17 protein-coding genes are annotated in these 17474 nt (G+C 72.0%); 5 read left to right on the top strand and 12 right to left on the bottom strand.

The window, feature by feature from the left end:
* Positions 1-12: 12 nt before the first annotated feature.
* The gene (locus ACIPRD_RS04975) at positions 13-372 is read right to left on the bottom strand and encodes an NADH-quinone oxidoreductase subunit A (protein ID WP_053654533.1); all 360 of its coding nucleotides are present in this window, start codon (positions 370-372) and stop codon (positions 13-15) included.
* Positions 373-1113: 741 nt separating this feature from the next.
* On the opposite strand from ACIPRD_RS04975, the gene ACIPRD_RS04980 reads away from it, so the two are divergent.
* Both ACIPRD_RS04980 and def read left to right on the top strand, forming a co-directional pair.
* Positions 1114-1935, top strand: coding sequence for a C40 family peptidase (locus ACIPRD_RS04980; RefSeq protein WP_356401061.1), 822 nt, complete (start codon positions 1114-1116; stop codon positions 1933-1935).
* Between the two features lie 287 nt (positions 1936-2222).
* On the top strand, positions 2223-2849 hold the full coding sequence (gene def, locus ACIPRD_RS04985) for a peptide deformylase (RefSeq protein WP_356401063.1): 627 nt from the start codon (positions 2223-2225) through the stop codon (positions 2847-2849).
* A gap of 45 nt (positions 2850-2894) precedes the next feature.
* Here def and ACIPRD_RS04990 read toward each other — a convergent pair whose 3' ends face one another.
* The gene (locus ACIPRD_RS04990; RefSeq protein WP_356401065.1) at positions 2895-4178 is read right to left on the bottom strand and encodes a geranylgeranyl reductase family protein; all 1284 of its coding nucleotides are present in this window, start codon (positions 4176-4178) and stop codon (positions 2895-2897) included.
* A 72-nt stretch (positions 4179-4250) separates the two neighbouring features.
* On the opposite strand from ACIPRD_RS04990, the gene ACIPRD_RS04995 reads away from it, so the two are divergent.
* Together ACIPRD_RS04995 and ACIPRD_RS05000 are read left to right on the top strand one after the other, a co-directional pair.
* Positions 4251-4784, top strand: a complete 534-nt coding sequence (locus tag ACIPRD_RS04995; protein WP_401559877.1) for a GNAT family N-acetyltransferase — start codon at positions 4251-4253, stop codon at positions 4782-4784.
* A 92-nt stretch (positions 4785-4876) separates the two neighbouring features.
* Positions 4877-5212 carry a PASTA domain-containing protein gene (locus ACIPRD_RS05000; protein ID WP_356401069.1) on the top strand — a complete coding sequence of 112 codons (336 nt, stop codon included), beginning with the start codon at positions 4877-4879 and terminating at the stop codon, positions 5210-5212.
* A 15-nt stretch (positions 5213-5227) separates the two neighbouring features.
* Here the strand turns inward: ACIPRD_RS05000 and ACIPRD_RS05005 are convergent, their stop codons facing one another.
* The 6 genes from ACIPRD_RS05005 to ACIPRD_RS05030 form a co-directional block, all read right to left on the bottom strand.
* Positions 5228-5923: a demethylmenaquinone methyltransferase gene (locus tag ACIPRD_RS05005; RefSeq protein WP_356401071.1), complete on the bottom strand. Its 696-nt coding sequence runs from the start codon at positions 5921-5923 to the stop codon at positions 5228-5230.
* Between the two features lie 123 nt (positions 5924-6046).
* Complete coding sequence (locus ACIPRD_RS05010) at positions 6047-6646, bottom strand: hypothetical protein (RefSeq protein ID WP_356401073.1); 600 nt, start codon at positions 6644-6646, stop codon at positions 6047-6049.
* Between the two features lie 7 nt (positions 6647-6653).
* A complete protein-coding gene (mqnC, locus tag ACIPRD_RS05015) occupies positions 6654-7868 on the bottom strand; it encodes a cyclic dehypoxanthinyl futalosine synthase (protein ID WP_356401075.1) in 1215 nt (404 codons plus the stop codon).
* Positions 7869-7938: 70 nt separating this feature from the next.
* Positions 7939-8976, bottom strand: coding sequence for a prepilin peptidase (locus ACIPRD_RS05020; RefSeq protein ID WP_401559882.1), 1038 nt, complete (start codon positions 8974-8976; stop codon positions 7939-7941).
* Positions 8969-11182 carry a protein kinase gene (locus ACIPRD_RS05025; RefSeq protein WP_401559885.1) on the bottom strand — a complete coding sequence of 738 codons (2214 nt, stop codon included), beginning with the start codon at positions 11180-11182 and terminating at the stop codon, positions 8969-8971. Before ACIPRD_RS05025 ends, ACIPRD_RS05020 begins: the two co-directional genes overlap by 8 nt.
* Positions 11183-11237: 55 nt before the next feature.
* Positions 11238-12086, bottom strand: coding sequence for a menaquinone biosynthesis protein (locus ACIPRD_RS05030; protein ID WP_356401081.1), 849 nt, complete (start codon positions 12084-12086; stop codon positions 11238-11240).
* Positions 12087-12374: 288 nt separating this feature from the next.
* On the opposite strand from ACIPRD_RS05030, the gene ACIPRD_RS05035 reads away from it, so the two are divergent.
* Positions 12375-12578 carry a cold-shock protein gene (locus ACIPRD_RS05035; protein ID WP_003974443.1) on the top strand — a complete coding sequence of 68 codons (204 nt, stop codon included), beginning with the start codon at positions 12375-12377 and terminating at the stop codon, positions 12576-12578.
* A 358-nt stretch (positions 12579-12936) separates the two neighbouring features.
* On the opposite strand, the gene ACIPRD_RS05040 is transcribed toward ACIPRD_RS05035, so the two are convergent.
* The 4 genes from ACIPRD_RS05040 to mqnE form a co-directional block, all read right to left on the bottom strand.
* Positions 12937-14886: an AMP-dependent synthetase/ligase gene (locus ACIPRD_RS05040; RefSeq protein ID WP_401559888.1), complete on the bottom strand. Its 1950-nt coding sequence runs from the start codon at positions 14884-14886 to the stop codon at positions 12937-12939.
* A gap of 416 nt (positions 14887-15302) precedes the next feature.
* Positions 15303-15605 carry a DUF4229 domain-containing protein gene (locus ACIPRD_RS05045; RefSeq protein WP_356401083.1) on the bottom strand — a complete coding sequence of 101 codons (303 nt, stop codon included), beginning with the start codon at positions 15603-15605 and terminating at the stop codon, positions 15303-15305.
* A 75-nt stretch (positions 15606-15680) separates the two neighbouring features.
* Positions 15681-16205, bottom strand: coding sequence for a GNAT family N-acetyltransferase (locus ACIPRD_RS05050; protein WP_401559890.1), 525 nt, complete (start codon positions 16203-16205; stop codon positions 15681-15683).
* 57 nt (positions 16206-16262) lie between these two features.
* The gene (mqnE, locus tag ACIPRD_RS05055) at positions 16263-17426 is read right to left on the bottom strand and encodes an aminofutalosine synthase MqnE (RefSeq protein ID WP_356401087.1); all 1164 of its coding nucleotides are present in this window, start codon (positions 17424-17426) and stop codon (positions 16263-16265) included.
* Between the last annotated feature and the right edge of the window lie 48 nt (positions 17427-17474).

Genomic DNA, 17474 nt, shown 5'->3' on the forward strand with positions numbered 1-17474 from the left:
GTTAAAGGCCCCTCAGTCCCATTCCAGGCCGCCGCGCCGCCATACGTACGCGTACGCGACGAAGACGGTGAGCACGAAGAGCAGCATCTCCACGAGCCCGAAGATCCCCAGGGCGTCGAAGGTGACGGCCCAGGGGTAGAGGAAGACGATCTCGATGTCGAAGACGATGAAGAGCATCGCCGTCAGGTAGTACTTGATGGGAAAGCGCCCGCCGCCGGCCGGCGTGGGGGTCGGCTCGATGCCGCATTCATAGGCGTCGAGCTTGGCGCGGTTGTACCGCTTCGGACCGATCAGCGTGGCCATGACCACGGAGAAGATCGCAAAGCCTGCCCCGAGGGCTCCCAGTACGAGGATGGGCGCATACGCGTTCACCGCTCCTCGCTCCTCTCAGTCGGCACTGACTGGTGGCGGACAGTGGGTTCGCTTCCGCCTCACGCGCCCCACGAGCCCCGCTGGTACCGACGAAGATCGAGAACATGTGAAGCAGGTCACAAGCCCAACTGCCTCGCATCTTATGCCCGCCGCTCTGTGATCTGCGACACGGGGTATTCCACAAGCTTTGTGATCTCCACCACCTGACGAAGGATCATGAAGCCGGATGAGGGGTGATCTTCGTACGCGAAGCGTTCAGCTGATCACCAGAAGTGACAATTTCGCTCGTCGTCGCAGGCCGGAGGGGGCGTCTCCATATCAAGAGGGTTCCCCTGCATGCAAATTGGCGCCAGGGTCACTGTCTTGATAGAGACCCCCGTTCACACATCGGGGGGACGTCCGGGGTGCGATGTGGACGCGCGCCGGGCGCGTGCACGCGTTCACGAAGTCGCCACGCGCGGGACGCCGGCCTTCCGGTGGCCGTTCCGTGACCTCCGCCACACCGCGGAGTGCCGCCGGAAAGCCGGACTTGGCCATCCATCCCAACGAATGGTAGGCACGGGGCAATTCGGACTTAATGATCAAAGACCGTGATCAAGAGCCCATTGAGGCCGGTCCGCTATGTCCGTTACGGCGTCAATAAAGAGCGACACGCCCGGGATTCTGAGACTCCGTTGAGCAATTGTGGCGCAGCACACGTTTCTTGTAGATATGAAGGAGCCCCTGATACCGGTTGTTCCCATGTCCCACACCGCTCACATACGCAGCCACCGGAAGCCCCGCCGCAGCGCGTCGACCATCGCGATGCGGGCCGGAGTTGCCGGTGGCGTCCTCAGCACCCTGGCAGTCGCCGGGGCTGCAGGTTCGGCCAACGCGGCCGAGCCCGTGACGCAGACCCTCGAACTGCCCACCCTGACGGCCGACGTGGCCACTCAGGTCGCCCAGTCCGCGGACGCCACCCAGCTGGCCGCCGCGAACTACGAGCTGCAGGCCGAGCGTGACGCGGCCGCGGCGAACGCCGCGAAGCAGGCCAAGGCCGACCTCGCGGAGGCCCGCCAGAAGGCCGCCGACGCCAAGAAGAAGGCCCAGGAGGACGCCCGCAGGGAGGCCGCCGCACGCGCCTCGCGCAGCACGGAGCGCACGACGCTCTCCGCCTCGGCGTCCACCGGCATCGGCTCCTCGTCCTCCACCGGCTCGTCCACGGCGACCGGTTCGGCCGCGGCGGTCATCTCGTTCGTGAAGGCGCAGATCGGCAAGGCCTACGTCTCCGGCGCCACCGGTCCCTCCGCCTACGACTGCTCCGGTCTGGTGCAGACGGCCTTCAAGCAGGTGAACATCAGCCTGCCGCGCGTCTCCCAGGACCAGTCGACCGCGGGCACCCAGGTGTCGCTGAGCAACCTTCAGCCGGGCGACATCCTCTACTGGGGCAGTGCGGGCAGCGCGTACCACGTGGCGGTGTACGTCGGTGACGGCATGTTCGTCGGCGCCCAGAACCCCTCCACGGGCATCGTGGAGAAGCCGCTGTCGTACGACCCGCCGACCGGCGCCGTGCGGGTGCTCTGAGCGCTCAGCGCGCCGCACAGGCACGTTCAGGGCCGCGGCCCCCTCGGGGGCGGCGGCCCTGACGGCGTTCCCCGCCCTCCCGGCTCTCCGGGCTCTCCCCGCCCTCCCGGCTCTCCCCGCCCTCCGGGCTCTCTCCGCCCCCGGCCCTCCCGGCCCCCGGCTCTTGCCGACCTCCCGGCGCGCTCCGGGTGTTCGCCGCGTTCCCGGCGTGCCGCGCGGGCTCGCGCTGCCATGCTCGGCACGGGCCGCCGCCCGGCGGTCCGCACCCGAGCGAAGGAGACCGCGCGATGCCACGCGTGTTCGTCCAGGGAAACCCCGCCGGCCACTACCCCCGTCTCGCCCCCGAGGCGGCGCGCGGCGCGGTGCGCCGGATCACCGAGACCGGTGAGGAGGTCCTGCACCGGCCCTGCCGGGACGTCACGGAGTTCGGGCCCGACCTCGCCGCGCTCATCGACGACCTGTTCCTCACCATGTACGTCGCGGAGGGGGCCGGTCTGGCGGCCAATCAGGTGGGTGTCGGCCTGAGGGTCTTCGTGTACGACTGCCCCGACGACGACGGGGTCCGCCACGTCGGGCACCTCGTCAATCCGGTGCTGGAGGAGACGTCCGGCGCGCGGCGGCTGCTCGACGAGGACGAGGGGTGCCTGTCGGTGCCCGGCGCCGTGATGGCCCTGCCGCGCCCGGACCGTGCCGTGGTGCGCGGGCAGGACAGGGACGGCGCCCCGCTCGTCATCGAGGGCACGGGGTACTTCGCGCGCTGCCTGGCGCACGAGACCGACCACACCGCGGGGCACGTCTATCTGGACCGGCTCTCCCGCAAGGACCGCAGGGAGGCGCTGCGGCAGATGACCGACCGGCGGGACGAGGTGTTCGCCCGCCGGGCCGCCAGGGCCGCGGAGCTGCGCCGGTCCTGACGGGATCCGTGCCGTGCGGGCGGCCGTCCGCCCGCACGGCGTGGGTCACGCCTTCGGGGCCACCTTGGTCAGGCCGTTGATGACACGGTCCATCGCGTCGCCGCCGGTCGGGTCGGTGAGGTTCGCGAGGAGCTTGAGGACGAACTTCATCAGCACCGGGTGGGTGAGACCGCGCTGGGCGCCGATCTGCATGATCCGCGGGTTGCCGATGAGCTTCACGAAGGCGCGGCCGAGGGTGTAGTAGCCGCCGTAGGTGTCCTTCAGGACGCGCGGGTAGCGCTGGAGGGCGATCTCGCGCCCGGCGGGCGTGGCCCGCGCGTGGGCCTGGACGATGACGTCGGCGGCGATCTGGCCGGACTCCATGGCGTAGGCGATGCCCTCGCCGTTGAAGGGGTTCACCAGGCCGCCGGCGTCGCCGACCAGCATCAGGCCCTTGGTGTAGTGCGGCTGGCGGTTGAAGGCCATCGGCAGGGCGGCGCCGCGGATCGGGCCGGTCATGTTCTCCGGGGTGTAGCCCCAGTCCTCGGGCATCGAGGCGCACCAGGCCTTGAGGACCTCGCGCCAGTCCAGCTCCTTGAAGGAGGTGGAGGTGTTGAGCACGCCGAGGCCCACGTTGGAGGTGCCGTCGCCCATGCCGAAGATCCAGCCGTAGCCGGGCAGCAGCCGGTCCTGGGCGCCGCGGCGGTCCCACAGCTCCAGCCAGGACTCCAGGTAGTCGTCCTCGTGGCGGGGCGAGGTGAAGTAGGTGCGCACCGCGACGCCCATCGGGCGGTCCTCGCGGCGGTGCAGGCCCATGGCCAGCGACAGGCGGGTGGAGTTGCCGTCGGCGGCGACGACCAGCGGCGCGCGGAAGGTGACCTCGAGCTTCTCCTCACCGAGCTTGGCGGTCACGCCGGTGATGCGGCCGGTGCGCTCGTCGAGGACGGGGCCGGTCACGTTGCAGCGCTCGTAGAGGCGGGCGCCCGCCTTCTGCGCGTTGCGGGCGAGCTGCTCGTCGAAGTCGTCGCGCTTGCGGACGAGGCCGTAGTCGGGGAAGGAGGCGAGTTCCGGCCAGTCGAGCTGGAGCCGGGTGCCGCCGCCGATGATGCGCAGACCCTTGTTGCGCAGCCAGCCGGCCTCCTCCGAGATGTCGATGCCCATGGCCACGAGCTGCTTCACCGCACGCGGGGTGAGGCCGTCACCGCAGACCTTCTCCCGCGGGAACTCGGTCTTCTCCAGCAGGAGGACGTCGAGTCCGGACTTGGCGAGGTGGTACGCGGTGGCGGAGCCGGCCGGCCCCGCGCCCACGACGATCACATCGGCGGTGTTGTCGGAGAGGGGCTCGGTCACGGCGGGTTCTCCCCAGGGTTCAAAAATCTGCGTGCCGACGGGCACTGGACATGGGCAGTCTATTCAGCAGAATTGATCACCCGGCTGAAGGGCTGCCCCGTGAACCGAACTCACCCCGCAGTACGGCTTCGTGTGCCCACCGACGAGGACGCGTTCGCCTGGCACCGGGTCTTCGCCGACCCGGAGGTGATGGAGTTCCACGGGGGCAGGGCCGCCGAGCTCTCCGTCTACGAGGAACTCACCGCGCGCCAGCGCCGGCACGATGCCGAGCGGGGCTTCTGCCTGTGGTCGGTGCTGGACGACGACGGGGACGTCGTCGGCTTCACCGGCGCCCAGCCGTGGCCGCACGCCTGGGGACCGGCGGGCGAGATCGAGATCGGCTGGCGGCTCGGCCGGGCGCACTGGGGCCGGGGCTACGCCTCGGCCGCCGCCGAGGAGACTCTCGAACGGCTGCGGTCGGCGGGCGTGTCGCGGGTGGTGGCGATGGTGGACGCCCGCAACGAGCGCTCGATCGCGGTCACCCGGCGCCTGGGCATGCGGCTCGCGGAGACGTTCGTGACGCCCGCCTCGGCGCGGGAGGGGCACTGTTACCGCCTCGACCTGTGACTCACAGTAACTGACTGTCACAGAAAGCCATATGACACTTCCGGGTGACAGATGGCGGAGTTACCCTTCCAGTACCGCTGGGGGTGACATCTGTGCACATACCACCCAAAACATCTGAAGTACGCATTCCGCGCCTGGTCGGCCTGATGGCCGTGGACGCGCGCGAAACGGCAAGGGCGCGCGGCCTGTTCCTGCACGCGCCGGACCGCCCGGACTTCCCGCACACGGTCGTCGACTACGTCGTACGCCAGTTCCCGCCGCCCGGTGCCGAGGTGCCGCCGGACTCGATGGTGTACGTGTGGTTCGACTTCGGTGAGGGCGAGGGCGGCGGGGGTGTGCGCGAGCCGCGCGTGCCGAGGCCGCCGACGGGCGGCCTCCAGCGCGAACTCGGCACGCCGGGCAACGCGTTCGAGATGACCGGCCGCTGACCGCGCGGCCGCCGCTCAGCTCGCCTTGAAGCCCCGGTGCAGCGCGACGATCCCGCCGGAGAGGTTGCGCCACGCCACCTTCGACCAGCCCGCCTTGGCCAGCCGCTCGGCGAGCGCGGGCTGGTCGGGCCAGGCGCGGATGGACTCGGCGAGGTAGACGTAGGCGTCCGGGTTGGAGGACACCGCGCGGGCGACCGGCGGCAGCGCCCGCATGAGGTACTCGGTGTAGACGGTCCGGAAGGGCGACCACGTCGGGTGCGAGAACTCGCAGATCACGACGCGTCCGCCGGGCCGGGTCACCCGGTACAGCTCGCGCAGGGCGGCGTCGGTGTCCTGCACGTTGCGCAGGCCGAAGGAGATCGTGACGGCGTCGAAGGTGTCGTCCTTGAACGGCAGCTTCGTCGCGTCGCCGGCCGTGATCGGCAGCCAGGGGTGCTTCTTCTTGCCGACCTGGAGCATCCCGAGGGAGAAGTCGCACGGGACGACGTACGCGCCCGCCTGCGCGAACGGCAGCGAGGAGGTCGCCGTACCGGCCGCGAGGTCCAGGATCTTCTGCGCGGGGCGCGCGTCGACCGCCTTCGCGACCTCCTTGCGCCATCTGCGGTCCTGGCCGAGCGACAGGACGTCATTCGTCAGGTCGTACCGTTCCGCCACGTTGTCGAACATCGAGGCGACTTCGTGCGGCTGCTTGTCCAGGGATGCGCGGGTCACCCGCCCATTGTTGCAGCCCGGCTTTCCGGGATCCGTCCGGGCCGCGCCACGGCGGGGCGCGGGGCCGTGGCCGGCGGTCCGCGAGGACCTCCGGGCGGCCCGCGAGGGCCGGGAGGGCGTCGTTCAGCGGCTGCGGAACACGAGGCGGCCCGCGATGACGGTCGCCACACAGGTGGAAGCGCCCCGGCGGACCAGCTCGGCGCGGTCCGCCACGTCGAACACGGCGAAGCGGGCCGGGGCGCCGGGAGCCGGCTGTGGCAGCAGGATCAGCGGGGTCGGGGACAGCGCCGCCGGCCCCGGGAGACGGTCGGGCCGCTGTGCCACGACCAGCCCGGCCCGGCGCACCGCGTCGGCCACGGCCGGTGAGCGCAGCTCCCCGGCCACCGCCACCGTGCCGTGCGCCAGCATCCGCTGCACGCCCCGCCGGGCGCTCGCGCCCAGGCGTGCCGGTTCGCGGCGGAAGAGCGCCTGCGCCCGCGCCCCGCCGATGGGCTCGGTGCCGAGCACGTCGGCCTCGCGCGGGTCGGGGTGGTAGGTGGCCTCCAGCAGCTCCGGGCCGTACGGGTTCAGCAGCCCCGGGGTGAGGATGCCGGGCCAGCGCCGGACCCTCGCCCGGGGCTCGGCGGCGGCCAGCTCCTCGTACGGGCCGACGGCGGCGATGAACGCCCCGTCGACCAGGACGGCCGTCTCCGGGGACCGCTCGGCGACGTGAAGTGTCAGCACGCGGGGATCAGTTGGCGCTCAGCAGCTTCAGCTCGGGGTGGGCGGTGCCGCCCTCGATGGCCGTGGAGGAGATGTGCGAGACCACGCGGTCGTCGACCGGGTCGTTCGCCGGGTCGTCGTGCACGACGAGGTGCTCGTACGTCGTGGCGCGCTGCGCCGGGGTGCGGCCCGCCTTGCGGATCAGGTCGATGATCTCCAGGCGGTTGGAGCGGTGCCTGGCACCGGCCGAGGAGACCACGTTCTCCTCCAGCATGATCGAGCCGAGGTCGTCGGCGCCGTAGTGCAGGGAGAGCTGGCCGACCTCCTTGCCCGTGGTCAGCCAGGAGCCCTGGATGTGCTGGACGTTGTCGAGGAACAGGCGGGCGATGGCGATCATCCGCAGGTACTCGAACAGGGTCGCGTGGGTGCGGCCCTTCAGGTGGTTGTTCTCGGGCTGGTAGGTGTACGGGATGAAGGCGCGGAAGCCGCCCGTACGGTCCTGCACGTCACGGATCATGCTCAGGTGCTCGATGCGCTCGGCGTTGGTCTCGCCGGTGCCCATCAGCATGGTGGAGGTGGACTCGACACCGAGCTTGTGGGCGGTCTCCATGATCTCCAGCCAGCGCTCGCCGCTCTCCTTCAGCGGGGCGATGGCCTTGCGCGGCCGCTCGGGGAGCAGTTCGGCGCCGGCGCCCGCGAAGGAGTCCAGGCCGGCCGCGTGGATGCGGGTGATGGCCTCCTCGACCGAGACCTTGGAGATGCGGGCCATGTGCTCGACCTCGGAGGCGCCGAGGGAGTGGATGACCAGCTGCGGGAAGGCGTCCTTGATGGCCTTGAAGTGCGTCTCGTAGTACTCGACGCCGTAGTCCGGGTGGTGGCCGCCCTGGAACATGATCTGGGTGCCGCCCAGTTCGACGGTCTCCGCGCAGCGGCGCAGGATGTCGTCGAGGTCGCGGGTCCAGCCCTTCTTGGTGTCCTTGGGGGCCGCGTAGAACGCGCAGAACTTGCACGCCGTGACGCACACGTTCGTGTAGTTGATGTTGCGCTCGATGATGTACGTCGCGATGTGCTCGATACCCGCGTACTTGCGGCGGCGTACGGCGTCGGCGGCGGCGCCCAGCGCGTGCAGCGGGGCGTCGCGGTAGAGGACGAGCGCTTCCTCGGGGGTGATGCGTCCGCCCGCGGCGGCCCGGTCGAGCGCGGCTGTGACATCAACGGAAGCGAGGTCGGCCTTCTCGGACACCGGGCGTCCCTTTCGTCAAGGTTGTGAACGGACCCGGCCAGCCTACGCCAGCGCCCGGGGCCGTCCGACCTCAGGCCGTGAACGCCCCTGCCAGCAGCCCCGCGAAGGCACCCGCCAGGAGGAACGGCCCGAACGGGATCGCCGACCCGCGGTCCGCCCTGCGCAGGACGACCAGCGCGCCGCCGTAGAGCGCCCCGGACACGAACCCGGCGAACGTGCCGAGCAGCACGGTCGGCCAGCCGTACCAGCCGAGGACGGCGCCCGCGCCGAGGGCGAGTTTCACGTCGCCGAACCCCATGCCGGCCGGGTTGACGAGGAACAGCGCGAGGTAGCCGCCGCCCAGCGCCAGGGCGCCGTAGAGCGCGGTGGGCCAGTGCCCGGCGTGCTCCGGGAGCAGGGCGGCGACACCGAGCAGCGCGAGCGCGGCGGCCGCGAGCGGCAGTGTGAGCGGGTCCGGCAGCCGCCGCACCCGCAGGTCCACGGCCCCCAGCAGCACCCCGGCCGGCGCGAGCACCAGCCAGACCGCCAGTTCGGGCCGCGCCCCGGTGACCAGCGCGAGCGCGGCACAGACGACCGCGGTCACCCCGGCGAGCGACAGACCGGAGGGGACGTACGGCTGGCGGGTTGTCACGGGGTACGGCTGCCCGGTGGTTGTCGCGAAGTACGGCTCGCCGGTCGCTCCGGGGTCGGCCGCGCAGGTCTCCGCGGGGTGGGGCCTCGCCGCCGCTGCGGGGTCGGCCGCCCGGGACTCTGCGGGGTACGGCTGCCGGGTCGTCGCGGAGTGTGGCTCGTCGGCGGCTGCGGGGTACGGCTGCCCCGTCGCTGCGGGATCGGCCGTACGGGTCTCCGGGGGGCGGGGTTCTCCGGCGGCTCCGGGGTGCGGGGTGCCGGTCGGGTCCAGGGGCGCTGCCGCCGGGGTCCTCGCGCAGGTGCCGCACGGGACGCGGCCGAGCCATCCGCGCAGCGGGTGACCGCCGGGGCAGTGCGAGCGCCAGGGTTCCCCGTCCGGGACGGCGAACCGGTGGGCGGCGCGGGGCAGCAGGGCGCCCGCCGCGACGCCCCAGGCCGCGGCGACGGCGACCAGCGCCGCCTCCACGAGGTCAGCCATCGCTCTGCCCCGCCCTGGACAGGCGCGCCACCGGATTGCCCTCGGCCTCGCTGTCCGAGGTGTACGTCAGTCTGTCGCCGGCCGGGGTGAGTTCCACCGGGTGCGGGGTCGGGTTGCAGCCGGCGTGGTTGTCCGCGGCGCCGGTGGACGTCGCGGTGATCCGCGTCCCGGTGACCTTCTTCAGCGTGAGGACGTCCGTGCAGACCGCGCCGAGCTGGTCGGTCTGCCGCAGCCGCCCCAACTCCGCGCCCACGGCGGCCTGGTGGACGGTGAGCCGGAAGGTGCCCATGGGCAGGGTGCCGCCCAGGCCGGTGGCCGGGCCCTCCCACGTGCCGAGGTAGCGGGACGGGACCGCGCCGCCGGTGCCGCCCGGCGTGCTGGGCGCCGGAGCGCTCCCGGTCGGGTCGGACCCGGGCCCGGTCGCCGCGGCGGACGGACCGGGGGAGGCACCCGAGGAGCCGGAGGGGGCCGAGGTGACCGAGGGACGGGGCTTGGAGGCCGCGCCGTCCGCCGTGTCGTCACCGCCGCCGGTCCAGGGCCGCAGCAGCGATCCCAGCCCCACCACCCCGCCGATCAGCGCACCGGCCACGGCCAGCGCCACCGTGCAGCTCACCCGCCGCCCGCGCCCGCTCTCCCCGGGCCCGGCGGCGGCCGCGACGCTGACGGTGACCCTGCCCGGGGACGGCACCGCGCCCCGCTGCCCGGGCACCACGGTGGGTGCCCCGGCCGGGGCACCGGACGACTCCGTCACCGCCCCCGGAGCCGCCGCCACGGCGGCTCCCGCCGCCTCCGTCCCGGCCCCCGTCCCGCGCGCTGTACCGGAACCGGTGGTGCCCGCGTCGGCGGCTTCCGTGGCGGCCATCCGGGGAGCGGGCCCGAACCGCCCGGCGTCCGGCGACGCGGAAGCCGGGTCCCCCGCCGGGGCCGCGGGCCCCGCGGAGGCCGCAGGACTGTCGGAAGCCGGGCGGCCACCGGATGCCGTCGGGCCGGTGGGAGCCTCGAAGCCACCGGATACCGCAGGGCCGGTGGAGGCCTCGAAGCCACCGGATGCCGTCGGGCCGGTGGGAGCCTCGAAGCCACCGGATACCGCAGGGCCGGTGGAGGCCTCGAAGCCACCGGATGCCGCAGGGCCGGTGGAGGCCGCAAGGCCGTTGGAGTCCGCGGGCGCCCTCGGGGCCGGGCCGCCCGGTCCCCAGGGCGCCGGGACCGAGGGCGCCGGGACCGAGGGCGCCGGGACCGAGGGCGCCGGGACCGAGGGCGCCGGGACCGAAGGGCTGCTGAATCCCACCGGTCCCGACGGCGCCTCCCCCACCGCCTCCAGGTTGAGCAGCTGGACGGCACTGCGGCTGACCTGTTCGACCAGCGGGCCGGGCAGCCAGCCGGCCGTGACCAGGCGGGCCGCTCCCTCGGGGGCGAGCCCCCGGGCGAGTGCGGCGGGGGCCGGCCGCGCGGCGGGGTCCTTGGCCAGGCAGGCGACCGCCACCTCACGCAACTCGCCGCCGAGGGAACCGAGTTCCGGCTCCTCGTGCACGACCTTGTAGAGCAGCGCGGCCGAGGAGTCGCCGGGGAAGGGCGGCAGGCCCGTCGCCGCGTACACCAGGACGGCGCCGAGGGAGAAGACGTCGGCCGCGCCGGTGGCCGTCCTGCCGAGGATCTGCTCGGGGGCCATGTAGCCGGGCGAGCCGACGGAGACGCCGGTCGAGGTCAGGGACGCGGTGCCGTCCGTGGCCCGCGCGATGCCGAAGTCGATCAGCAGCGGGCCGTCGAGGGTCAGCAGGATGTTGGAGGGTTTGACGTCCCGGTGGACGAGGCCCAGCTCGTGCACCGCCGTGAGCGCCTCGGCGAGGCCCGCGCCCAGGGCCCGCACCGTGCGGGCGGGCAGCGGGCCGCCGTCCGTGACGGCCGCGGCGAGGGAGGGGCCGGCCGCGTAGCCGGTGGCGACCCAGGGCACGGCCGCCTCCGGGTCCGCGTCGAGGACCGGCGCGGTCCAGGCGCCGCCGACCCGGCGCGCGGCCTCCACCTCGCGCCGGAAGCGGGCGCGGAACTGCTCGTCCAGCGCGTAGTGAGGGTGCACGATCTTGACGGCGACCGTGCGGCCGCCGGCGCTGCGGCCCAGGTAGACCCGGCCCATGCCGCCGGAGCCGAGCCGGCCGAGCAGCCGGTAGGGCCCGATGGCGGCCGGTTCGTCGGCTCCGAGCGGCTGCATGGCGTCCACCTCTCCCCGGTCCCCCCGGCGCGCCTCACCGAACGCAGCCTAGTGATTACGGCGCCAGGAGATCCACCTTCACGTCCGCCGGGAATCCCGTGGTCGGTCCCACGCGCTTCGCGAACTCCGTGACCGCCTCCAGCTGCGGGGCGCCGAAGCTGAAGTCGAGGGTGGTGAAGTACCGCTCCAGGATCGTCTCGTCGAAGGCCTCCCAGCGGGCGGCCTGCTCGGCGACCTTGGTGACCTCCTCCAGGGAGAGGTTGCGGGAGGAGAGGAAGGCCTCGTGGACCTGACGGGTGATCTCCGGCTCGCGCTCCAGGTAGTCGCGCCGGGCCGCCCAGACCGCGAAGACGAACGGCAGCCCCGTCCACTCCTTCCACAGCGCGCCGAGGTCGTGCACCTCGAGGCCGTAGCGGGGGCCGTCGAGCAGGTTGGCGCGCAGGGCGGCGTCACCGATGAGGACGGCGGCGTCGGCCTCCTGCATCATCAGGCTGAGGTCGGGCGGGCAGCTGTAGTAGTCGGGCTGTACGCCGTAGCGCTCGGCCAGCAGCAGCTGGGCGAGCCGGACCGAGGTGCGCGAGGTCGAACCGAGGGCGACGCGGGCGCCGTCCAGCTGGTCGAGGGGGACCTGCGAGACGATCACGCAGGACATCACGGGGCCGTCGCAGCCGACGGCGATGTCCGGGAAGGCGACCAGGTCGTCGGCGTTGCGCAGGAACTCGACGAGGGTGATGGGCCCGATGTCGAGATCGCCGCGCACGAGCTTCTCGCTGAGCTTCTCCGGGGTGTCCTTGGTCAGCTCGAAGTCGAGGAGCGTGCCGGTTCTCGCGAGCCCCCAGTACAGGGGCAGGCAGTTCAGGAACTGGATGTGGCCGACACGCGGCCGGGTGCGAGAATTGTCCACATCGCGAGACTAGACCCCCCGCCGTACGGCCCGGGGACCCACCCCGCCGTCAACACACCCGTCCGGGGTTTCAAACATACGGGTGAAGTGATCTTGACCTCTATTGCTTTCGGGTGCCTGCGTGCTAGGCTCGCCGCAAGTTGCAGTTTGGTTTCCCTTGCAGTACAGAGCCTGCGGAGCATGTGACCGCGGGCTCTCGTCGTTTTCAGACGAATGCAATTGTGCAGCACCGTTTCGCACGTGCAGGTTCTGGAGCAGGGCAAACCCTTTTGAGCCCAAGGAGGGCTTATGGCTACCGGAACCGTTAAGTGGTTCAACGCCGAAAAGGGCTTTGGCTTCATCGCCCAGGAGGGCGGCGGCCCCGACGTCTTCGTCCACTACTCCGCGATCAACGCCCAGGGCTTCCGCTCGCTCGAGGAGAACCAGCAGGTCTCCTTCGACGTGACGCAGGGTCCGAAGGGTCCGCAGGCGGAGAACGTCACCCCCGTCTGATCACTGCCTGATCGCAGAACCTGAGAGCAGTACCCAAGGAGCCCCGCGCCTCACGGCCAACGGGGCTCCTGCCTTTTCCCGGGAACACCGGATGAATTCCCGGCGAATTCCGCGCGATCCGCGACCGCGCCGCCGCTTCCGGAATCTGCCGGACTCCGCGCGTCTCTCCGCCCGCGTGTTCCCTCTTCCGGCCCGTCCCGGCCCCCGTGTCCCCTTGGCGTGATCTCCGCGCAAGGCGTCCGGGGATCATGAAGACGTCACGCGCGTCACCCCGGCGGACTCCTCCGGACGCGCCGGTCCACCCCCACCCGGCACACCGGCGCGGGCGGACCGGTGGACGCCGGGGGGGGCGGGTGGATCAGCCGCCGTACAGGCCGCCCACCGTGTCGGCGAAGTCCGCGAGGATCTTCTCCCTGCGCAGTTTCATCGACGGCGTCAGATGGCCCGCCTCCTCCGTGAAGTCGACGGGCAGGACGGCGAAGCGGCGGACGGACTCGGGGCGGGAGACGAGGGTGTTGGCCTCGTCGACCGCGTGCTGGAGGACGGCCTCCAGCTCGGGGTCGCCGAGCAGGAGTTCCGGCGGCACGGGGTGCTTGCCGTTCATCTGGCGCCAGTGGTTGATGCCGACGCCGTCCAGGGTCAGCAGGGCGGAGATGTACGGGCGGCCGTCGCCGACGAGCATGCACTGGGAGATCAGCGGGTGCTGGCGCAGCCAGTTCTCCAGGAACGCGGGGGCCACCGACTTGCCCGTCGCCGTGACCAGCATCTCCTTCTTGCGGCCGGTGATGGTCAGATACCCCTCGTCGTCCAGCTCGCCGATGTCGCCGGTGGCCAGCCAGCCCTCCTGGGTGGCGGGGACGACACCGCCCGCCTGCGGATCCCAGTAGCCGCGCAGGACGTGGTCGCCGGCGACCAGGATCTCGCCGTCCGCCGCGATCCGGACCCGGGTGCCGGGCAGCGGCCAGCCGACCGTGCCGAGGCGGGGCTTGAGCGGCGGGGTGACCGTGGCGGCGGCGGTGGTCTCCGTCAGGCCGTACCCCTCGAAGATGTCGATGCCGGCCCCGGCGTAGAAGGCGGCCAGGCGCCGGCCGAGCGGGGAGCCGCCGGAGATGGCGCAGCGGACCTTGCCGCCCATGGCGGCCCTGATGCGCCGGTAGACCAGTGGGTCGTACAGCGAACGGGCCGCCTTCAGAGCCGCGTTGGGGCCGTTCCCGGTGCCGTTCTGCCGGGCCTCCAGCGCCTCGCCGTACCGTACGGCCGTCGCCGCCGCGCGCTCGAAGGTCGTCAGCCGGCCGCCCGCCTCCGCGCTCGCCCGGGCGGCGTTGTAGAGCTTCTCCAGCAGATAGGGGATGGTCAGCAGGCAGGTGGGGCGGAAGGCGGCCAGGTCCGCGAGCAGGTCGTCCGCCCTCAGGCTCGGCGCGTGGCCGAGCCGCACCCGCGCGCGGACGCACGCGATCGCCACCATCCGGCCGAAGACATGGGACATCGGCAGGAAGAGCAGCACCGACGCGTCCGCCCCGCGGCCGGCCTTGAAGACCGGGTGGAGGAGTTCGATGGCGTTGTCGATCTCCGCGAAGAAGTTGCCGTGCGAGAGGGCGCAGCCCTTGGGGCGGCCGGTGGTGCCCGAGGTGTAGATGAGCGTGGCGAGGGTGTCGGGGCCGAGCATGCCCCGGCGCACGGCCACCTCGCTGTCCGGCACCGGGACGCCCTGCTGGGCGAGCCCCTCCACGTGCGCCTCGTCGATGACCCACAGATGCCTGAGGCCGGGCAGGTGCTGGAGTTCGGGCTCGATCGCGGCGGCCTCGTCGGCGGTCTCCGTGATGAGGGCGACCGCTCCGGAGTCGTGCAGGATCCAGCGCGTCTGGAAGACGGAGGAGGTGGGGTAGACGGGGACGGTGACCAGTCCGGCCGCCCACGCGGCGAAGTCCAGCAGCGTCCACTCGTACGTCGTCCGGGCCATGACCGCGATCCGGTCCCCCGGCATCAGGCCCTCGGCGATCAGCCCCTTCGCCACGGCCGTCACCTGCTGGGCGAACAGAGCGGCCGTCACGTCCTCCCAGTGCTCCTCGTCGACCCTGCGGCCGAGCACGATCGCGCCGGGGTCCTCCTCGGCGTTGTCGAACGGCAGGTCGGCGAGCGAGCCCCGCGTCACCGGGGGCGCGAACGGCGGGACGTACGCCTCCCGTACGACGCCGTTCAGCCGCCGGGTCGCGGGTTCGACCAGGACCGGGCGGCCGTCGTAGTCGGTGGCCGAGACGTGCGCGCCGGAGGAGGCAGGGGCGCTCGGAAACGGAGTGGGTGTGGTCACGGGGCGGCTCCTCGGGCGTGCAGCGGTGAACTGCTTGCTGCCTGACGTACGTGCCTCGCCCACCGAGGCGTTCACCGGCGAGAGGCCGGGGGCATGGGTTACCGCGGGTTAGCCAGGCGATCGTACGAGGCGGCTGTGGCGGCCTCGTGCGCGTTCCGAGGTGGTCCGGAGCCGGGCGTGTGCAGCCTCGGAGATTTCGTGAGGGCCGTTCAGGTTCGCGGCTCCCGGCGGAGGCGGCACAGGGCGCGGCGGGCATGGCTGCGACCCCGCCGGAGGCCGGGCGGGGTGTGCGGGAGGGGGGGCCGAGGAGGTCAGGCGGGCCGGACGGGCCGACCGGGCGCGGCGAGACGCGGCGCGCGCGGGGTGACGCGGGTAGGGCGGACCGGGCGGGGAGGAGGGGCAGGAAGCCTGGCGGGTCAGGAAGCCTGGCCCTGCGCGCGGACGGAGTCGTCGGCGGCGTCGTCCTCCTGGCTGCGGTTGGCGTCCAGGTTGGCCTTGATCCGGTCGACCTTGCCGGACACCTGCACGGAGGCCCGCTCGCGCTCCTTGCGCAGCACCACCCAGCTGATCGGCGCCGACAGGACCAGCGACAGCAGCAGGACCCAGAAGAGGTTGGAGTCGCCGAATCCGCGCGGGAAGATGCCGAGGTAGACGGCTCCCCAGACGACGGCGAAGCAGCCGGCGAAGACGCCGAGGCGCATCAGCGTGTAGCGGAGCATCTCAATCCACTCTTCCGAATCCAAAAAGGGCCATCGCCCAGTGAAGCACGGTATGTGCCCGATCTTGCAGGGGGGTCAGCCGAGCGGGAGCATCATGATGATGTCGTCGCGGTCGTCGCCGGGGGCGACCCGGATCGCGCCGGGCACCCGCCCGACCTCCTTGTAGCCGCAGGAGCCGTAGAAGTGCTCCAGCCCGAGGCCGCCGCGGCAGGTGAGGCGTATCGCCTCCGTGCCGCCGAAGCCGCGGGCCCCCTCGGCGGCGGCCGCGAGCAGGTCGCGGCCGTAGCCCTTGCCCTGGTGCTCCGGGTGGACCATCACCGTGTAGAGCCACACCCAGTGCTTCTTCAGGCGGTGGGAGTTGAGGCCGAAGACCGCCGACGCGGCCACCCGGCCCGTCTCGTCGTGGCCGATCAGCAGCCGCTGGTTCCCCTCGGCCAGCTGCGCGAGGCAGCGCATCACCTCGGGCCGCACGTCCTCCCGCGTCACGGGCGGTACGAAGCCCACGGCACCGCCGGCGTTGGAGACATCGGTCCACAGGTCGGCGAAGCCGTCGCGGAGGACCGGGGTGACGGCGGGATCCAGGGTGAAGGTAAGGGGCATGCGCGCAGATTATCCATTACACCTGTGCGCGCACAGCCCCCTTTCCCGTCCCGTGCGTCACACGCGCATGGCCTGCGGCGACTCGCGGCGCAGCGGGTCCGCGCCCTCGTACTCGCGGATGATCTCGTAGCGCGTGTTGCGCTCCACCGGGCGGAAGCCGGCGTCGCGGATCAGGTCGAGCAGGTCCTCGCGGGTCAGCTTGTTCGGCGTGCCGTAGTTGTCCGCGTCGTGCGTGATCTTGTACTCGACGACCGAGCCGTCCATGTCGTCCGCGCCGTGCTGGAGGGCGAGCTGGGCGGTCTGCACGCCGTGCATGACCCAGAACACCTTCACGTGCGGGACGTTGTCGAAGAGCAGACGGGAGACGGCGAACGTCTTCAGCGCCTCGGCGCCGGTCGCCATCTGGGTGCGCGCCTGGAGCTTGTTGCGGACCTTGCCGTCCTGCATGTCGACGAAGTCGTGCTGGTAGCGCAGCGGGATGAAGACCTGGAAGCCACCGGTCTCGTCCTGGAGTTCACGCAGCCGCAGCACGTGGTCCACGCGGTGGCGGGGCTCCTCGATGTGCCCGTAGAGCATGGTGCACGGGGTCTTCAGACCCTTCTCGTGCGCCAGCCGGTGGATGCGGGACCAGTCCTCCCAGTGGGTGCGGTGGTCCACGATGTGCTGCCGGACCTCCCAGTCGAAGATCTCGGCGCCGCCGCCGGTGAGGGACTCCAGGCCCGCGTCGATCAGCTCGTCGAGGATCTCGGAGGCCGAGAGACCGGAGATGGTCTCGAAGTGGTGGATCTCCGTCGCCGTGAACGCCTTCAGCGAGACGTTCGGCAGCGCCGCCTTCAGCTCCCGCAGCGAACGCGGGTAGTAGCGCCACGGCAGGCTCGGGTGCAGGCCGTTGACGATGTGCAGCTCGGTGAGGTTCTCCGTCTCCATCGCCTTGGCGAGCTTGACGGCCTCCTCAATGCGCATCGTGTACGCGTCCTTCTCGCCCGGCTTGCGCTGGAAGGAGCAGTAGGCGCACGAAGCGGTGCACACGTTCGTCATGTTGAGGTGACGGTTGACGTTGAAGTGCACGACGTCGCCGTTCTTGCGGGTGCGCACCTCGTGCGCGAGCCCGCCCAGCCACGCCAGATCGTCCGACTCGTACAGCGCGATGCCGTCCTCGCGAGTCAGCCGCTCACCGGAGCGGACCTTCTCCTCCAGCTCGCGCTTGAGCCCGACGTCCATTTCCTCACCTTTCCACGACAACTTGACCAACCGTACTCCCCCGCCGGG

The organism is Streptomyces sp. NPDC090108, from assembly GCF_044747185.1.
In the GTDB taxonomy this organism is placed as follows: Bacteria; Actinomycetota; Actinomycetes; order Streptomycetales; family Streptomycetaceae; genus Streptomyces.

What these genes read in the sequence shown, in the direction of transcription:
- ACIPRD_RS04980 (WP_356401061.1), top strand. Translation starts at nt 1,114, where the DNA reads ATGTCCCACACCGCTCACATACGCAGCCACCGGAAGCCCCGCCGCAGC.
- def (WP_356401063.1), top strand. Translation starts at nt 2,223, where the DNA reads ATGCCACGCGTGTTCGTCCAGGGAAACCCCGCCGGCCACTACCCCCGT.
- ACIPRD_RS05020 (WP_401559882.1), bottom strand. Translation starts at nt 8,976, where the DNA reads ATGGCTGACCTCGTGGAGGCGGCGCTGGTCGCCGTCGCCGCGGCCTGG.
- ACIPRD_RS05025 (WP_401559885.1), bottom strand. Translation starts at nt 11,182, where the DNA reads ATGCAGCCGCTCGGAGCCGACGAACCGGCCGCCATCGGGCCCTACCGG.
- ACIPRD_RS05035 (WP_003974443.1), top strand. Translation starts at nt 12,375, where the DNA reads ATGGCTACCGGAACCGTTAAGTGGTTCAACGCCGAAAAGGGCTTTGGC.
- ACIPRD_RS05045 (WP_356401083.1), bottom strand. Translation starts at nt 15,605, where the DNA reads ATGCTCCGCTACACGCTGATGCGCCTCGGCGTCTTCGCCGGCTGCTTC.
- ACIPRD_RS05050 (WP_401559890.1), bottom strand. Translation starts at nt 16,205, where the DNA reads ATGCCCCTTACCTTCACCCTGGATCCCGCCGTCACCCCGGTCCTCCGC.
- mqnE (WP_356401087.1), bottom strand. Translation starts at nt 17,426, where the DNA reads ATGGACGTCGGGCTCAAGCGCGAGCTGGAGGAGAAGGTCCGCTCCGGT.